The following is a 17600-nucleotide window of genomic DNA, read 5'->3' as shown; positions in this document are numbered from 1 at the left end:
TTCAAGGGGAGATAACGGGTATCCTGGTAAAGAAAATGGATAAGATGACAATGGGAGGCTGAAGAAGGGAACTGGAAGAGTATACACTCCCTGCAGGTCTGAACAGAAACAGGTGCGAATAAAAAAAGAAAAGGATGGTATAAATACCATCCTTTTCTTTTTCCGTCGGGGAAACGCGACAAATTTCGAACTATTTTATAGAAGATTTGATCAAAACAGCGCTATTTCAAAACGCCATAGAATCAGTTAACCAACGTTTCTGTTAAGGCTGCCACGGCCTGCCGTAAATAGCTGGCGTATGATGTGGGCACTTCCAATGCAGCAAATCGACCGCCTTTAGGCATTTTATTATAAAATTGAAGATTCACTCTTCTTGCGGCCCATTCTCGTGGGGTATCGCTGTCTGCCGGGAAAACGGCCACGGCAGCAGGAGCTTTTACGGGTTGTACCGGGGCAGGGAATCCTTGGGCGTACATGGCATGCATATCGGCTGCGTATCTCCGGATAGATGTGTTGATCGTTCCGGTAACCCAATAGATCATGACGTTGGTCAGGAGCTCATCTTTGGAAAAGCTGTTCTCCATATCTCCCTTGGTATCGCTCCAGCTATAGAATTTTTCCAGTATCCAGGATGCAAGACCTACGGGACTGTCGTTCAACGCATAGCCGAGTGTTTGCGGTTTGGTGGACTGGATCATGTTGAATGCGCCTTCAGCGAAGAACCAGCGTTGTATCTGTTGTCCGAATGCCTGCTCTTCAGGGGTAAATGAGGACCAGTCCTCAGTTCCGTTAGGGTAACCGGTATCTGTCAGGAAAATGCCTTTTACCAGATCAGGGTACTGGTTGGCCAAGGATGTTGTCACGGCATAGTCGCCGCCGGCATAAAAGTCCGAATAACCTAATACCTCTGTCATCAGCTTTCCCCATAGCCTGGCGGTCTCAGAGGACGTCAAGGTAACAGGATCTGAAAAGCCGTGGCCTGGCATGGATGGTATAATCAGGTCAAAAGAGCCGTCCTCCGTTAATAACGGAATAATTTTATAAAACCGCTGAAAGCTGTCAGGCCATTCATGGGTGAGGAGCAGCGGCCGGGCGCCGGTACCTTTTCCTTTTACATGGATAAAATGAATCCCGATGCCATCGATCTCCGCTCTGTAGTGGGGAAATTGGTTTAACAATTCCTCTTGTTGCCGCCAGTTATAACTATGCTGCCAATAATCTACCAACTGCCGTAAGTAGGCGGGATTCATACCATAATTCCATCCGGCATTGTCCGGTTCATCGGTCCAGCGTGTCTGGGCCAACCGTGTCTGTAGGTCATCTAACACTTCTTGTGATACATTGATCCGGAAAGGTGTTTTCTTTTGCATAGTATTAAGTGGTTTTCTTTTGATATGATACAAAGGTCTGCATGTCGGGTGACAGCAGTATGTCAGTAGCCAAATTCAATGTATAAATTTATTTTAAGAATGGGGTATTATCTTGGGAAGGTTTGGGTAAGGGTCGTTTAGCGATAGTTTGTAAGTGAAGTAAAATAAAATACAGTAGCTGTTTTCCAGTGGGGCCAGTTCTTCCTTATCAGGAACATTTAATGTTATCGTGTCATAAAAAAAGTAATTTGAAGCGAGGATATCCAGCGGGTAAAAACAATAAAAACCTGATGCTAAGTATGTGTAGTGTATACCCGTGTATCTTCCAAAGAGCAAGATTTAGAAATGAGCATAGCAGAAGGAACAGACTATCACGCTATTTATGGAGATAAAGAAGTGAAAATTGTCAAAAAGGATCATGGTTACAACCTGAATTTAATAATCCAACTGAAGTACTGACTGCCTGTATCAAATGACACCAAAAACAAAGAGGACAAGATGCATTTCTGCTCTTGTCCTCTTTTCCGTCGGGGCGGCAAGATTCGAACTTGCGACCTCCTGCTCCCAAAGCAGGCGCGATAACCGGGCTACGCTACGCCCCGAAGTCCCCTTGGACCCACTTTTCAGTACTTTGTTTCCTGATTAGTGGAGTGCAAAGGTAGGGATATTACAATGATATCCAAAAAAATTTCAGATAAAAAATCATCACCGTACTGAAGAGGCCCTATAGACGGGCCTCTTCAGCGAATATTTTTATGCAGATACCGGCATACGGATGATAATTTTTCCCTGAGTAGCGCCTTTTTGCTGTGCGGCGAAGGCGGCTTTCATATCGGTAAACTCAAAGATACCGGCAATTTTAGTGACGATGCTGCCATTGTGCAACAGCTCTGCGATAGCATCAATAGCGCGTTCTTCGTTGGTGACCATTTTAAAAGCTGCGTTGAGGCCCTGCTCCTGATAGCGCTGCTGCTCTGCTTTACTGAGGCTGGAAGGCAGGTAGATCAAAGGTGCGCCAGCCTTCAGGTGACGGGCAAACCATGGGGCGGCATTACGGCCACCGGCGTCGAGGACGAGGTCCAGCTGCAGCGGTGCGGCGGTTTCCGCGTCGAAGGAAGCATATTCCAACACTTCATCGGCGCCCAGTTCCGTTGCCAGGGCGGCGTTGGCCGGATTGGTCAGGGCGATGACATATGCTCCCAGATGTTTGGCTATCTGCACGGCATAGTGGCCTACGCCGCCGGTGGGGGCGGTGATCAGGATACGGTCTCCCGGCTTAACGGTATAATGCTGCACGAGGCACTGCCAGGCGGTGATAGCGGCCAATGTGGCGCCGGCGGCGGCGTCAAAGCTTACCTGCGCGGGCTTCCGTGCAAGGTGCGAGGCGGGTGCGGCTACATATTCGGCATAAGCTTTACCGTGACCGGGAAAACGGACCATCCCAAATACTTCATCGCCGACTTTAAATTTGGTGACATCGCTGCCCACGGCAGTGACTACCCCGGCGATATCCCAGCCCAGGATAATAGGGGATACGCCGTCAAATACGCCGGCTGCGCTGCCACGTATCTTCTCCCCGTCACGGACAATGGTATAGTCCTCCAGTGTCTTTACATCTACAGGATTGATGGCCAGCGCGTGGGTCTTCACCAGCACTTCATCGGCGGCAATATCGGGGATAGCTGTTTCCGTTACTGTCAGTGGGGACGCAGGGTCCAGTTGTTCTAATATGATAGCTTTCATCTTTCGGTGATTTTTTGTGCTGACAAAGGTAGCAGGCCTGCTACGGCCGGAGTGGTAAACAAAAAGGGAAGAACGGTAACGAGATGGGATACCCCTGACAGGTCAACTATCAAATATGTAACTTAGCGGTATGGAAAAAGCACACTCACCTTTCAGCGTCAGCATAGAAACACTGGACCATTGGGAGAAACGGAATCGGCGGAACAACTTTTTTGAACTGGTCTATATCATCGAAGGGAAAGGAGCACAATGCGTCAACTATAATCATATCTCCTACCGGGAAGGCAGTATATTCCTGCTGCCGGCATCGGACTGCCATACTTATACCATCACGGAAGAAACCACGTTCCTGTTCATCCGCTTTACGGCGACTTATTTCTCCAGTGATGAAGATTGTGTGATCGACTTCGGTAAATGGTTCTGCCGGCTCAATTTTATCATTGGCAATTACAACCGGCTGCCCGGAGAACTCATCAGCGACGCGGTAGACAAACAACACCTCGTACAGCTGTTACAGTTACTGATGGTAGAAACCAAACGCAACGATCCGCATACACGCCGTATCATGCAGAGCACCATGGTCACCGTACTGGAACTGATTGCCCGCAATGTGGCAGCGGTAATATCGCCACAGGCCATGTACGAAGAGAAAAAATTTGCGGACATGCTGCTGCATATCCACTACCACCTGCTGGATGAAGAAATGATCTCCCCACAGTATCTGGCGGAACGCTTCCATATCTCCGCCACTTATTTCAGCGAATATTTCAAACGCAACGCCAACGAGACTTATCAGGAATTCGTGCTTCGGTCAAAACTAAAACTGGCGGAAGCCAAGGCGCTGTACACTGATATTCCCTTTAAGGAAATAGCGTACGACCTTGGCTTCACCGACAGCAGTCATCTCAATAAAATGATGAAACGTTTTTATAACAAAGGCATGTCTGCCATCCGCAAAAGTGCTATAGCCGCCCCTTTGGTTTGATTTGTTCATATTCCACCACGCCGGTACGTTGGGCCCATTCAAAATAAGCGGCCGACAACTCATTGACCAGCTGCGGATTTTTGGCGGCCAGATCATTGGTTTCCCCGCGGTCTTCTTCAATATTGTACAACTCCCACCGGTACTGCGGATAGATGGACACCAACTTCCATTTACCTTTACGCACGGCGCGGTTACCAGCTCTTTCCCAGAATACAGGCTCCTCGCGGCGCAGTTCTTCTCCCCGGAAAAAGAGCCCTGTCAGGCTCCGGCCGGGTAACGGATTCGGCTGTACGCCTTTGTACTGCTGCGGATACCGGGCACCGGCCACCTCATAGAACGTAGGCGCCAGATCTATCAGATGTGCTGTACCACGGGCAATGCTGCCTCCTTTGATTTTAGCAGGGTACCAGGCAATCAGCGGGGAACTGATACCGCCTTCATACATGAAATTCTTAAATGCACGGAAAGGCGTATTGGACACATACGACCAGTTTTTGCCCTGCGACTCAAATGAGCCGGCGGTGCCTACCGGCCCCGCATTGCGGGCGGCACGTTTACCACCCCAGTGCGCCACGTCTTCTGCCGGAGCGCCGTTGTCAGAAATAAATACGATCAGGGTGTTATCATCTTTTTTCAACGCCTTCAGTTTATCCAGCACTTTACCTACGCCCTGGTCCATGCGGTCTACCATAGCGGCATACACTTCCATCTTGGCTTTCCACAGTTGTTTTTCATCGTAGGTGAGGCTATTCCACTCCGGCACTTCCGCATCACGGGCGGCGATGGTCTGCCGGGCATCGAGGAGGCCCAGCTGCTGCTGTCTTGCCAGCCGTTCGTTGCGCAGCGAATCCCAGCCAATATCATAGCGGCCTTTGTATTTGGCAATATCTTCCGGAAGCGCCTGCAGCGGCCAGTGGGGCGCATTAAAAGCCAGATACAGGAAAAAGGGTTTGTTGCTTTTGCTTTGTTCGTCGAGGTATTTCACTGCATGTGCTGCAATCTCATCGGTGAAGTAGTAGCTGTTATCTGCCGGATGCAGGCGCTGATTGTTTTCTACGAGCACCACCGGATATTCCGTTCCGAAGAGCGGCATCGGCTTGGCATCAAAGTAATCAGCGCCGCCGCCGATCACACCGTAATATCGCTCAAAGCCACGCTGATTGGGCCACGCGAGACTATCATTACCGACATGCCATTTGCCGGACATCAGCGTATTATAGCCTGCCGTTTTCAGCACCTCGGCCAGCGTCAGTGACGCTTTGTTCAGAAACCCCTGATAAGCCGGTAGCCCGAGGTTGACATCGAAATAACCCACCCCGGCTTTATGTTGATATTGTCCGGTCATCAAAGAAGCCCGCGTAGGCGCACAAATGGAGTTATTGTAAAACTCCTTCAGCCGCAGCCCTTCTTTGGCGAGGCGGTCCAGATTGGGTGTGTGGATCTCCGAACCATAAGCCCCGAGATCGGAGTAGCCCATATCATCTACCAGGATGAGGATAATATTGGGTTGTTTCGTTTGCGCATGTACGTTATCAACTGCCAACAGCTGCGCGACAGCTGCCAGTGCTATCCATATATTTTTCATGTTTGACACTTTTTTTGGATGATGACCTTATTGTTTTCTGCCTGCCGGCGATGGGGAACCGCCTCCGGTAGGACCGGCAAACCCGGCAGGGCCAACGGGTTTGATCTTATCATAATCCACCACGTTATTGTTTTTGGCCCACACGTCATAGGCGGCCGACAGCTCTTTCACCACTTGCGGCTGCTGCGCAGCGAGGTCGTTGGTTTCGCCACGGTCCCGGTCCATATCATACAGTTCCCATTGTTTGGATGGATACGATGATATCAGCTTCCATTTGCCTTTACGGACGGCCCTGTTGCCTGCCCGCTCCCAGAACAAAGGCACGGCCCTGTCTATCTCCCGAAGGGAAAAAAACAACGGCGCCAAACTCACTCCCTGCAACGGGTTAGTGGTAATATGATGATAGGTAGCGGGATAAGCGGCGCCAGCTATCTCATAGAAAGTAGGCGCCAGATCTATCAGGTGTGCCGTACCACGGGCAATACCGCCGCCTTTTATTTTGGCAGGAAACCAGGCGATCAACGGAGAACTGATACCCCCTTCATAAGCGCTGGCTTTGTAAGAACGGAAAGGAGAATTGGACACATGCGCCCAGCTTTGTTCCTGATAATCATAAGAACCAGCAGAACCAATAGGGCCGGAGCTGCGTTGCCGTTTTCTCCCGGCTGGGATAAATCCGCCCTGGGCGCCATTGTCAGAGATAAACACGATCAACGTATTATCATCTTTCTTCAACGCTTTCAGTTTATCGAGAATCTTGCCAATACCCTGGTCCATGCGGTCTATCATGGCCGCATACACCTCCATCTTTTTCTCCCACAGCTTTTTCTCATCATAGGTAAGGCTTTCCCAGCCGGGCACTTCAGGGTCCGGAGCGATGGTAGCATCAGCTTTGATCAGTCCCAGCTTCTTTTGTCGCGCGATACGTTCGTTGCGCAGCGAGTCCCAGCCAATAGCGTAACGGCCTTTGTATTTGGCAATATCTTCCGGGAGCGCCTGCAAGGGCCAGTGCGGCGCATTGTAGGCCACGTACAGAAAAAACGGTTTGTTGGTATGACTTTGCTCTTCGAGAAATTTTACTGCATGGCCTGCAATTTCATCTGTCAGGTAATGACCCGGCTCCAGATTAAAGCGCTGGTTATTTTCCACGAGAGGCACCGGCGGCACTTTATCGGTATAATTACCAATATCAAAATAATTGCTGGCGCCGCCGATGAAACCAAAGAACCGGTCGAAACCGCGCTGATTGGGCCAATAGATGCTATCATCGCCTACATGCCATTTGCCCGACATCAGGGTACTGTAACCGGCTTGTTGCAACACCTCCGCCAACGTCAGCGATTCCCGGTTGAGGTATCCCTGATAAGCCGGCAAACCAAGATTGACGTTAAAGAAACCAATGCCCGCTTTGTGGTTGGATTGCCCGGTCAACAGGGACGCGCGGGTAGGCGCGCAGATGGAGTTGTTGTAAAACTCCTGTAGCCGCAGCCCTTCGGCTGCCAGCCGCGACAGATTAGGCGTTTGTATTTCTCCGCCATAAGGCGCAATATCGGAGTAACCCATATCATCCACCATAATCAGGATGATGTTAGGCTGCTGTTTCTGCTGCGCCATGCTCCAGCTGAAACAGCCGAGCAAAGCCAGGGTGGTGAGCATCTTTTTCATCAGATATACTTTAAATGCGGTATCAATAATTAACCCACAACGGGTCTTGTTTCAGTTTAGGATTGAGATTCAGCTCCCGCTGCGGTGTCGGGAAGTGGATATGCCTGGGCGCCGCCAGTGTTTTACCGGCAGCTTTCAGCACTTTCACGTAGTAGTCCGGACCGCGTCTTACCAGATCAAACCAGCGCTGGTATTCATATACGAACTCTTTTCTTCTTTCCTGAAACAGGGAATCACGGAAATTATCGGTACTCAAACCGGGCGCTACATCCTGCAAACGTGCGATGCCAGATCGTTGCCTGACGGCATCTATGGCCTGATAAGCTTCTGTAGAAGGCCCATTCAGCTCATTGAGGGCTTCCGCATAAATGAGTAACACCTCCGCATAGCGGATAATAGGAAGGTTTTTGGAAGACTCTCCCTGATTGCCCACCACCGCAGCATCGTAGTATTTATTGAAATGTGGTTCAAACGTGTAAAGCTTCCCATCGGTAGGGCTGACCATCTGTGTAACGAAGGTGACCGCTTTACGGGCATCCCCTTCGGCGAAGCTTTCGTATAGCCCTCCCTGTTTGTGCAGGGCATCGGCGTAATCGCCGTTAATACCGGGCACCTCGTTAGGGGCGGAGCGACTGGCCAGGCTGTTGCCCTGATAGCCGGAATTGCCCAGAAACTGCGCAGAAAAAATATGTTCAATGCCATTCTTCTTACCTACATTAAACACGTCCGCGAAATTCTCAAACAGGCCATACCAGTGGCTGTCGATCACTTCTTTACTTTTAGCGGCCGCTTGGGCCCAGTCTTTCCGGGTGAGGTACACTTTTGCCAGCAGGCTCTTAGCCGCGCCGGCGGTGGCCCTGCCGATATCGTTGGCGCCATACTCACCCGGAGCAGGAAGATTCTCAGCAGCAGTGAGGTCGCTGATAACCTGGGCATATACATCTGCTTCCGGCGCCTTCTCTACATACAACGCATCCGGCGACAGGGAGGCCGGTTCATGCAATACTAACGGCACCGCACCAAACCATCTTACCAGATTAAAATAATGCAACGCACGCAGGAACTTTGCTTCGTTGATCAACCGTGTGCGGATGGTTTCAGAGATGTTCTCTTTTTTTATCAGCGCTATCCGATCGATAGCGATATTGGACACATTGATGGCGTCATAACTCTGCTTCCACAACTGTTCCATCCGGTCGTTGGAGGCATCGTGCGTGAGGCCTGAAATAGCTCGTACGTGGGCATTACGTGCCCGGGGCCCTGCTTCGTAATCATCCGTGGCCATTTCCACGCCTATCTGAAAGAGGCTATTATAAAGCGACTGCCCGGTCTCGTATAACTTACGGTAAGCTGCCGTCACAGCTGCATTGGCCTCGGCTTCGTTTTGGTAAAAATTATCGGTGATCAGCACTGACTCCGGATGTTCATCCAGTTTGGAGCAGGAAGCTCCCAGCAGCACCAGTAACACACTATATCGTAAAAATGCTTTTTTCATACATTCATTTTTTGGGAGATGAATAACGACTACAGGGTAACGCGTACGCCTGCACTGACCGTCCGTGATACCGGATAGATACCAAGGTCTGTTCCGGGTGATACGTTATTGCCGGAGCTGACTTCAGGATCGAAGCCGGTGTAGGAAGTCCATGTCAGCAGGTTCTGGGCAGATACGAACACATTGACCGCTGATATTTTTCCGATGACTGACCGGGGCAAGGTGTAGCCCAATGAGACATTCTTCACCCGCAGAAATGAACCGCTTTCGATGAAGCGGTCGGAGAATACCGGCGCGGGGTCCAGCTTGGCGCGGGGCATGGTATGACTGGGATTGGCCGGTGTCCAGCGGTCGAGAGCGGAAGCGGCCGCATTTTGCTGGCCGGTAAACAGCTCCAGCGACTGCCGGTTGGAGTTCAGGATGCTGTTACCATAGGAGCCTTGCAGGAACACAGAGAGTGAAAACCCTTTCCAGGAGAAGTTATTGCCCAGGCCGAGGATAAAATCCGGTTGCGCATTGCCAATAATCGCACGGTCGTTGGCGGTAGTAAAAACGCCGTCGCCGTTGATGTCTTTATATAGCCGGTCACCTGCTTTGGGAACAGCATTGCCGGTATACTTCCCTTTAGTCGCTTCCTCTCCGGCCTGCAGGATGCCATCTGTGACCGTGCCGTAGAAGCTGCCCAGCGGTTTACCTACCTGGATGATGTAACTGCCGCTGATATAGGATTGTGCGCCATTACCGATTTTCAGCACCTCGTTGCGGTTAAAGGAGATATTAAAATCAGTGTTCCAGGTGAAGGCTCCGGTAAAGTTGCGGCTGCTAAGGCTCAGCTCTATGCCTTTATTGAGCACTGAACCAAAGTTCTGTAAAGAAGAAGCCTGTCCGGAGGTCCAGGGAATTTCCACATTCAACAGCAGGTTGGTTGTCTTCTTATAGTAAGCATCCACGGTAAACAACAAACGGCTATTGAGGAAAGCCGCATCCAGACCAGCATTATACTGATAGGTTTTCTCCCATCCCAGCTGATCGTTTGCCAAACGGGAAGGAGCGAAACCAGTGGCCATATTTTTCCCGAAGAGATAGTTCAGGCTATACAACGTAGCGAGCGACTGGTACTCCCCGATTTCCAGGTTACCGGTGGTGCCGAAGCTGGCACGTAGTTTCAGGTCATTCACCACATGGGAGGCCTCTTTGAAAAACGGCTCACTGCTGATGCGCCATGAAGCCGCGGCAGAAGGGAAATAGCCCCACTTATTGCCTTTCCCAAAACGGGAAGAGCCATCTGCCCTGATGCTGGCCGTGAAGTAATAGCGGCTGTTGTAGTTGTAGTTAACACGGGCCAGGTAAGAATGCAACACCCAGTTGGTGGCATCGGCAAAGGGTCGCACCAGTGTGGCGCCACTTTGTAAACTGTTGTAGGTCAGGTCGTCGGTAACAAAATTCTGTGCGCCGGCTCTCACAATCTCGCTTTTAAATTCCTGTTGTGTAAAGCCCGCCAGCACATCAAAAGTATGTTTAGCAATATTACGTGTGTACGTCACCGTGTTTTCATTCAGCCAGGAGTAGGCGTTATACGTGCCGCGGGCAGCGCTCCCCTTGGTTAGTATCCCTTCGTAGATGGTGGACGGGATATAATTTTTTTCGGTGGTATTGTTCACATCGGCGCCCAGCAGCACTTTCACATTCAGGCCATCGAGGATATTATATTCTGCAAACGCCGTTCCCAGCAGGCGATTGGTGGTGGATTTATTCACCTGCTCGTTGATCGTGGCCACCGGATTGGCGAAAATATTTTCAAAAGGGTTACGCAGCGTATAGCTGCCATTAGGCTCATAGATAGTGGCAGTAGGCGGCATTGATAACAACGAGGTGATAAATCCGGATGGCGCCACATTAGCATCTGACTTATTAACAGACAGGCTGGCGCTCACTTTCAGCTTATCTAACGGCTGCGCATCTACGTTAGCCCGGATACCCAGCCTGGTAAAATCCGTGTGTTTGATAATCCCCTGTTGATCGAAGTAGTTGCCGGAGAGCAGGTAGCGGGTTTTGGCGTTGCCACCGCTGACAGACAGCTGGTGGTTCTGCACCGGCGCCGTACGGAACACCGCATCCTGCCAGTCGGTGCCTTTACCCAGCTGGCTGATCTGGTCTGGCGACAGGTACTGGTTCGGCCCTTTCGACGGATTAGCGTCATATAACGCCTCGTTGCGCAAGATGGCGAAGTCGTGTGCATCCAGCAGGTCTATTTTCTTCCGGAGTGATTGCACGCCGTAAGAGCCTTCATAGTTCAGTGTGTTCCTCTCTGCTTTGCCTTTGCGGGTAGTGACGATCACCACGCCGTTAGCGCCGCGGGAGCCATAGATGGCCGTAGCCGAGGCATCTTTCAGGATATCGATGCTCTCTATGTCAGCAGGGTTGATACTGGCCAGCGGGTTCACCGGTGCGCCCGTAAGGATGCCGGGGCTGGCGGTACTGTTGTAGATAGGAAAACCATCGATGACATACAGCGGTTCATTACCGCCCTGGATGGAGCTGCCACCGCGGACGCGGATGCTGACACCGCCGCCGGGCTGCCCCGACGTCTGCGTTACCTGCACACCAGGAATGGCGCCCTTTAAGGCCTGATCAAAAGAGCTGACCGGCTGCTTCAGCAGCGGACCGGAAACAGATGCGATAGCGCCGGTGAGGTCACTTTTTTTCTGTGTACCATAGCCTACTACCACCACATCGTTCAACTGGCTCTGTATCGCTTCCAATGGAATCTCAATGTGGCCGCCGGTGGCAGTTACTTCTATTTTGCGATAGCCGATGTAACTGATGATCAGCGTGTAGGGAAATTTCTGTCCGGTAACGAATACAAATCGTCCTTCCGCATCTGTAGAGACACCGTGAGTAGTGCCTTTGATATTGACTATCGCGCCGGGCAACGGCTCATGGGTGCGGGCATCTACCACACGCCCCGTCAGATGCGAATTGATCAGCGGCGTGGTGGGTACCTGCGCCACTACCAGCAGCGGCAGGAGATAAAGCATGGATAGCCCTATCCATGCCAGTATGTTTTTTCGTAACATTCTTTGCATGTTTTAAAGTTTGGACCGCCCACTGCCAGTATAGTTGGCAGCAGGACATAACAAGGCCTGCCCGGAGAAACGGGCTTCTCAGAGAAATGATAAAAGGGAAAGCGTCGGAAAGCTGTTACCGTCTACAACAGCATACGAAACAGCACCGCGCTCCGCATGTACGGTTAAAGTTGTCAGTGGTTGACATCTACTTAAAGTTTAGTATTGAAGAATAAGTTGCCCCGCCACACTGCTGCCGGTAGTTTTATCGGGTGGTGCTAAAAACTACACAAGGCCGGTTCTGCTGTATATAGATTGGTTTTACAGTGTGCGCTGATATGACAACGGCGTAAAAGTAATACTATTTTTTTTAGTACACAATATTTGTAGACTATTCGTTGCAAGATTTTTTTTATCCAGTGGAGATACATTACCCACAAACGAAAAGAGCCGGGTTTTAACCCGGCTCTTTTCGTTGCTATCAGAATTTAAGACTGACGCTACCCGTGAAACGTGCCGGGTTTTGTGGCGTTAGCCGCACCGACCAGGCTTTTTCACTGGTCAGGTTGTCTACCTTGGCGCCTACACGAATTTTGCCGTAGTCATAAAACAGGGCTGCATTCAGGATGGTATACGACGGGATGATCACCTTGGCGGTCTGGGTATTGGTTTGGTAAGAAGCACTGCCCGCATTGCCGCCGAAACCAATGCCGAGGCCTTTCAGTGTACCCTGGGGAAAACGGTAACTGGCCCAGAAATTCAGCATTTTATCGGGTCCGGACAGCGCAGGACGCAGTCCCTCAACTGACTTATCTGCTTTCGTGTATTTACTGTCGTTATAAGCATATCCTGCCACAATATTCAGCCCCGTTACCGGTGCAGCGGTCACTTCCACCTCCACACCTTTGCTTTGCTGCGTACCATCCTGGATAGAATAGTTCACGTCATTGGGATCCGTACGTAAAACGTTTTTAACGCGGATATCGTAGTAGCTGACCGTGCCTACCAGCTTGTGGTCCAGCACATCTGCCTTTACGCCGTATTCCAGCTGATTGCCCTGCTCCGGCTTAAATGAATTGCCCTGTGCATCTGAACCGCTTTTGTTGAGGAAGCCATTCATATAGTTACCAAACAGCGATACCCTGTCTTTCACCACCTGATATACGAGGCCTAACTTGGGAGACAGGGACGTCTGACCATAAGCGCCATTGGTAACGCCGGTAGTGATGTTATACACGCCCTGGTTCTCGTAGCGGTCCAGCCGCAGACTTAACATGGCCATGAGACGGTCCGTAAAATTGATGACGTTGGAAGCATATACAGCGTAGGTATTATCGCCGTTGTTCTCCCGGCGGGGCGTACCGTTGGGCACTAACGCATCAATATCTGCACGGGTAATTTTGTAGCTGTTACCCGGGTTGATAAAGTTTACCGTAGGTCCGTTAACGGAAACACGGTCAAATGAGTTGGCGTTGTTGTAGTAGTCCAGTCCCACCACCAGGCGGTTCCGGAAAGGCCCCAGTTTAAAGTCACCGATGAAGTTCTGTTGAATATCTGTGGCGATAAAAGCCGTGTAGCCCACCATCACCTGCGCACGCAACGTAGAATCCGAGCGGCCGTTCAGTGCTGTGATATAGCCGTCGATAGAAGAGCGGGCACGGGAGAGGATCGTCTGGGAGGTCCAGTTAGCAGATATTTTATAGTTCAACTGTGCAAAGATGTTCATCATCTGCGTTTGATACGCGATGTCATTGCCCAGGAACATGCGGTTATAAGGAAAACCCATATCAGCGATGGACTGCGTTTTATTACTGCCGTTATAAGGATTGAAACGCACGACTGAAGTACCTTTGGCCTGACCAAACTCCACATCGAGCAACAACGACAGCTTATCGGTGATCTGATACGAGAAGCTGGGGGCGAGGCTCAGGCTGCGGGTAAAGCCCATGTCCTGAAAGCTCTGCTCAAATGTGGTAGCCCCATTCAAGCGGAACAGCATTGTTTTATCTTTATTCACCGGTGTATTCACATCTACCGTCAACCGGTTAAAGTTCCAGTTACCGCCATAGTAGGCCACTTCACCACCGAAACCGTTATAAGGCTTTTTAGTAACACGGTTATACAACCCACCGTAACTGCTGGACACATTGGTGCCAAACAACGTGGCAGACGGGCCTTTGATAGCTTCCACCCTTTCCAGGTTGGCTGGGTCGATCGTTGAAAAGGCAGCGCCGGCAACGCCATTTCTGGCGTTAGGCTCTGTTTCAAAGCCGCGGGAGCGGAAGGTGACACGACCCTGATTGGCCAGCATCGGGATACCGGCGCCGGGCACATTACGGGAAATACTACCAAGGTCCAATGCCATCTGTTCTTCTATCAATGCTTTAGGTACAATATTGTATACCTGCGGATTTTCCAGGTTTTTCAGGGGCAGGCGGCTGATATAAATACTCTCTTTATGGGAGAACTTATTCACGTTACCCACCACCCTCACTTCCTGCAAGGCCTGTATATTTTCTTTGCTAAGCTGATAATCCAGGATGGTTGACTGTCCCGCGGTGATGGTCACCGTAAAATCCTTTTCGGTAGCACCCAACATCTGTATACGCAGTGTGTATGTCCCCGGTGTGATGCCGCTGATCTGGTATTCTCCTGCGCTGTTGGTCAGCGTTCCTTTCTGCAACACCGGTAATGACACCGATACCAGTTCCAGTGGCTGATGCTCCAGCGAAGTAATTTTCCCCGACAAGGTCCCTGTTGTTTCCTGCCGGGCTGCCACCCACAAAGGCAGCAGCATCCATATCCCCCATATCATCCGCTTCAACGTTGTGCTCATGCAATAAATTTTTGCAAAGGTAGAAGCAGGCATACGGAATGATTTACGAATTCAGGAATAATAAAGGCCGGTATTTGCGCATTCAGGAATTTTGAGAGCAATCCGGCCACAATTGCTTTGTGGCCGGATGAGCGGTTACCATTATACAAAAGCGCTGTTGCGCACTTCCACTACCGCGTAGTATTTTTTTCTGCCGGAAAGCTGCCAGGTAAAACTCTCTCCCTGCTGTAATCCCATGAGGGCCAGTCCAAACAGCGACAGGGCAGATATGCCACCATTCAGTTCATCGGCTTCGTCCGGCGGCATCAGCCTGTATTCCAGGTTAATGCGGTTCACCGTATCCCGGATAATAACGGTGGAGTATAAACGCGAGGCGCTGTTGGGGAAATCATCTGTGGGCAGTATACTGGCTGTTTTGATTTTTTCCAGCTGTTGCTGTTGTATCTGTTTATCGTACATCAGCGGCGGATCGCTCTTCTTCAGATGGTTGAGCAGCAGTTCATAATCTTTCTCCAGTAATAACAAAGGTGCTTTATGAGTAGTCATTATCATGTCGTATTTTTTTTCAGACAATAGGCTGCCTGTTGCCATCGTCGACGGTGGCAGGCAGCAATAGCTATCCGGCAGCTGGTGACGGAATCACCAGCTGCCGCTCTCAGATAATCCCCGTTCCGTCAATAACACACGGAGCGGGGATTACTTATTGAAGTCTTTAAAGTTTGAAAAGAAATACAGTCTGCCACCAGCAAAAGGCGTAACGCCCGCCAGCTGAAGAAGATTGGCAGAAGAAAAGAAAATGAATATGGAGAAAAGATTTTTCACGCAGCCTAAAGGTACTAAAAATAGTGGAGCGCAGCCTCTCCGATGCGTATGAATACACAAACAACGAAGGCGATCAGCCTAACTTTTTGGTCATTAACGTCTCTTCAAAGCCCACGCCATAATGGTAAACAGTGAAGTCCTTTACTTTCTCCCAGCCATTTTTGTAATAGAAGGCCAGTCCTGCAGGAGATGCAGCTAATTGTAACGTTTCTATGCCACGCGTACGCGCATAATTTTCCAAATGCGACATTAATTGTTTTCCTATTCCCTGATTCACCTGCTGAAGCCGTGTATAAAAGCCTACTACAAAATCGCCGTCCAGCGCAACAGTACCCACCATTTCACCATTTGCTTCCGCACAGAAAATCGTTTGTTGACGTATTTTTTCAGCCATGGTCTGTTCCGAATAATATTTAATGAAAATGTCCCACTGTTCTCTGCTGTAATGAGGTTTTAGCAAGGCTTCTGCGTTTTCGCAGATTAAATCGCTTAATTGTTTTGAGTCGAGGGGTGAAGCTGCTCTGATAATAATTGATTCCATGCGAAACTATTTAATGATAAATTACCTTACATTTAAATAGATAACCCAGTCATTTGAAGGGCGCTCTGTTAAAGTATAACAAAATTGATCTATTTCCTATGCAAAACTTACTTGAATATTATAACAACGAGACTCCTGGAAGATTGCTATCGAAACTTATCAATTCTCAGGAATTGAAAACATGTTTCAGCGAGTATGAAATCCTGGACGAGTCTGACAGGGCCATTATATTAGAAAAGATAAAAAGTATCATTAATGAAGATATAGCAGATTTGCCGCTCCTCTTGCGGGGCATGAAAAAATCGACTTTAAAAGCCAAACTGGCGGATAAACTAAATTCTAATGATAGCTTATACGACGGATTGTTTTTGGTCGGCGAAAAGGCAAAAAACTTTCTCTGCAAACCTGATGAAATACCACATCCCTTAAAACATATTAATGCCACCGATGTCAATGTAGCAAGCTGGATATTTGATTCTTATTCGGAGCTGGGTGGGAATCCTCCGGTTGATTTAAAATATTTCAGAGAATCTGCCAATAAAAAAGCCTTCTGTAACGCCCTAACCGAAAATTCACTTTTTTTTGACTATTATTTATTTGGGTTACATACCGAAAACAGTAGCAGATTGGTGAATTTTGTATCAACTACCTTATCCCCTGCAATAGCATTAAATAATACAACTAAAGATAATCTGGTAATTTTTCTCTGGCTTCCTAAAAACTTCACGCTATATATGAATGCCGGAAAGCTCAAAACCTATGAAAAGGCTATTATTGAAAAAAAACTTCCCGTGATTAAGGATAGCTTTTTCCCTCATGAAAAGGAATTTAGCATTAAAGGATTCATTCCCCCTCACTACATTCTTTGCGTGCATGATGTTGGCGAAAATAAACTTGTTTTAAATCCTGCTCTTTTAGTGGAGAAAGCTGATTGGATCGAGGATGGCCTTAATGTGAACCAGGAAAGATTTCAGGATTTTATCAAAACAACGGCGTATCTCCGCTTTCTTCAGTTAACCAATAATTTATCCTTTGCTGAAAAGAAGGCTTAATCCCCCCAATATAGAAGGCCTTTTCGTCTTTATTATTAACGTTTAACAGCAACTTATACTTACCTTTTTTCAATTGAGTCCTCAGTGCGCACGCAATTGAAAAGTCCGATAAACTGGTTGAACCTTTTCAAGCTAAGCTGCCAAAAGCAAAACAGCGATACAAGTTCTTTTCGAACTTCTATCGCTGTTTTGTACTATGTGGGAGTCAATATCTACTTCCGAAACCAGTTAAAATAAAAAAGCCTTCAAACTATGTTTAAAGGCTTTTTTCCGCGGTGAGGGAGGGATTCGAACCCTCGGTACAGGTTTAAGCCCGTACGACGGTTTAGCAAACCGTTCCTTTCGGCCACTCAGGCACCTCACCAGTTCCTCTGTGAAGGGGTTGCAAAAATAGGAAAAGTTTTATATTCTCCAAAAGCAATTTAAATTTTTTCGAAAATT

11 protein-coding genes and 2 tRNA genes are annotated in these 17600 nt (G+C 49.1%); 2 read left to right on the top strand and 11 right to left on the bottom strand.

The genetic code is table 11. The features are described 5' to 3' along the window. Window positions 1-242: 242 nt before the first annotated feature. From ICL55_RS14015 to ICL55_RS14005, 3 genes are all read right to left on the bottom strand, one after another. Window positions 243-1370 carry an epoxide hydrolase family protein gene (locus ICL55_RS14015; protein ID WP_188098091.1) on the bottom strand — a complete coding sequence of 376 codons (1128 nt, stop codon included), beginning with the start codon at window positions 1368-1370 and terminating at the stop codon, window positions 243-245. Between the two features lie 527 nt (window positions 1371-1897). Then, window positions 1898-1972, bottom strand: a tRNA-Pro gene (locus tag ICL55_RS14010). Window positions 1973-2123: 151 nt separating this feature from the next. Then, window positions 2124-3113, bottom strand: a complete 990-nt coding sequence (locus ICL55_RS14005; RefSeq protein WP_188098089.1) for an NADP-dependent oxidoreductase — start codon at window positions 3111-3113, stop codon at window positions 2124-2126. Between the two features lie 130 nt (window positions 3114-3243). On the opposite strand from ICL55_RS14005, the gene ICL55_RS14000 reads away from it, so the two are divergent. Beyond that, window positions 3244-4098: an AraC family transcriptional regulator gene (locus ICL55_RS14000; RefSeq protein WP_188098088.1), complete on the top strand. Its 855-nt coding sequence runs from the start codon at window positions 3244-3246 to the stop codon at window positions 4096-4098. On the opposite strand, the gene ICL55_RS13995 is transcribed toward ICL55_RS14000, so the two are convergent. The 7 genes from ICL55_RS13995 to ICL55_RS13965 all read right to left on the bottom strand — a co-directional run bounded on the left by ICL55_RS13995 (window position 4076) and on the right by ICL55_RS13965 (window position 16107). Further along, on the bottom strand, window positions 4076-5683 hold the full coding sequence (locus ICL55_RS13995) for an arylsulfatase (protein ID WP_188098085.1): 1608 nt from the start codon (window positions 5681-5683) through the stop codon (window positions 4076-4078). The two genes, ICL55_RS14000 and ICL55_RS13995, sit on opposite strands and share 23 nt — an antisense overlap. Before the next feature lie 27 nt (window positions 5684-5710). Further along, the gene (locus tag ICL55_RS13990; RefSeq protein ID WP_188098083.1) at window positions 5711-7348 is read right to left on the bottom strand and encodes an arylsulfatase; all 1638 of its coding nucleotides are present in this window, start codon (window positions 7346-7348) and stop codon (window positions 5711-5713) included. 22 nt (window positions 7349-7370) lie between these two features. Beyond that, the gene (locus tag ICL55_RS13985; RefSeq protein ID WP_188098081.1) at window positions 7371-8843 is read right to left on the bottom strand and encodes a RagB/SusD family nutrient uptake outer membrane protein; all 1473 of its coding nucleotides are present in this window, start codon (window positions 8841-8843) and stop codon (window positions 7371-7373) included. A gap of 29 nt (window positions 8844-8872) precedes the next feature. Then, on the bottom strand, window positions 8873-11929 hold the full coding sequence (locus ICL55_RS13980) for a SusC/RagA family TonB-linked outer membrane protein (RefSeq protein ID WP_223151425.1): 3057 nt from the start codon (window positions 11927-11929) through the stop codon (window positions 8873-8875). Window positions 11930-12389: 460 nt separating this feature from the next. Beyond that, the gene (locus ICL55_RS13975) at window positions 12390-14744 is read right to left on the bottom strand and encodes a TonB-dependent receptor (RefSeq protein WP_188098078.1); all 2355 of its coding nucleotides are present in this window, start codon (window positions 14742-14744) and stop codon (window positions 12390-12392) included. A gap of 141 nt (window positions 14745-14885) precedes the next feature. Then, a complete protein-coding gene (locus ICL55_RS13970) occupies window positions 14886-15296 on the bottom strand; it encodes a GreA/GreB family elongation factor (RefSeq protein ID WP_188098076.1) in 411 nt (136 codons plus the stop codon). A 343-nt stretch (window positions 15297-15639) separates the two neighbouring features. After that, complete coding sequence (locus tag ICL55_RS13965; RefSeq protein ID WP_188098074.1) at window positions 15640-16107, bottom strand: GNAT family N-acetyltransferase; 468 nt, start codon at window positions 16105-16107, stop codon at window positions 15640-15642. Window positions 16108-16205: 98 nt separating this feature from the next. On the opposite strand from ICL55_RS13965, the gene ICL55_RS13960 reads away from it, so the two are divergent. Further along, window positions 16206-17159, top strand: a complete 954-nt coding sequence (locus tag ICL55_RS13960; protein WP_188098072.1) for a hypothetical protein — start codon at window positions 16206-16208, stop codon at window positions 17157-17159. A gap of 273 nt (window positions 17160-17432) precedes the next feature. Here the strand turns inward: ICL55_RS13960 and ICL55_RS13955 are convergent. Beyond that, window positions 17433-17523: transfer RNA gene (locus ICL55_RS13955), tRNA-Ser, on the bottom strand. Window positions 17524-17600: the final 77 nt, after the last annotated feature.

Source organism: Chitinophaga varians (genome assembly GCF_014529945.1).
Lineage (GTDB): Bacteria > Bacteroidota > Bacteroidia > Chitinophagales > Chitinophagaceae > Chitinophaga > Chitinophaga varians.
The sequence above is the reverse complement of the archived record's forward strand: the minus strand, read 5'-3'. Positions and strand labels throughout refer to the sequence as shown.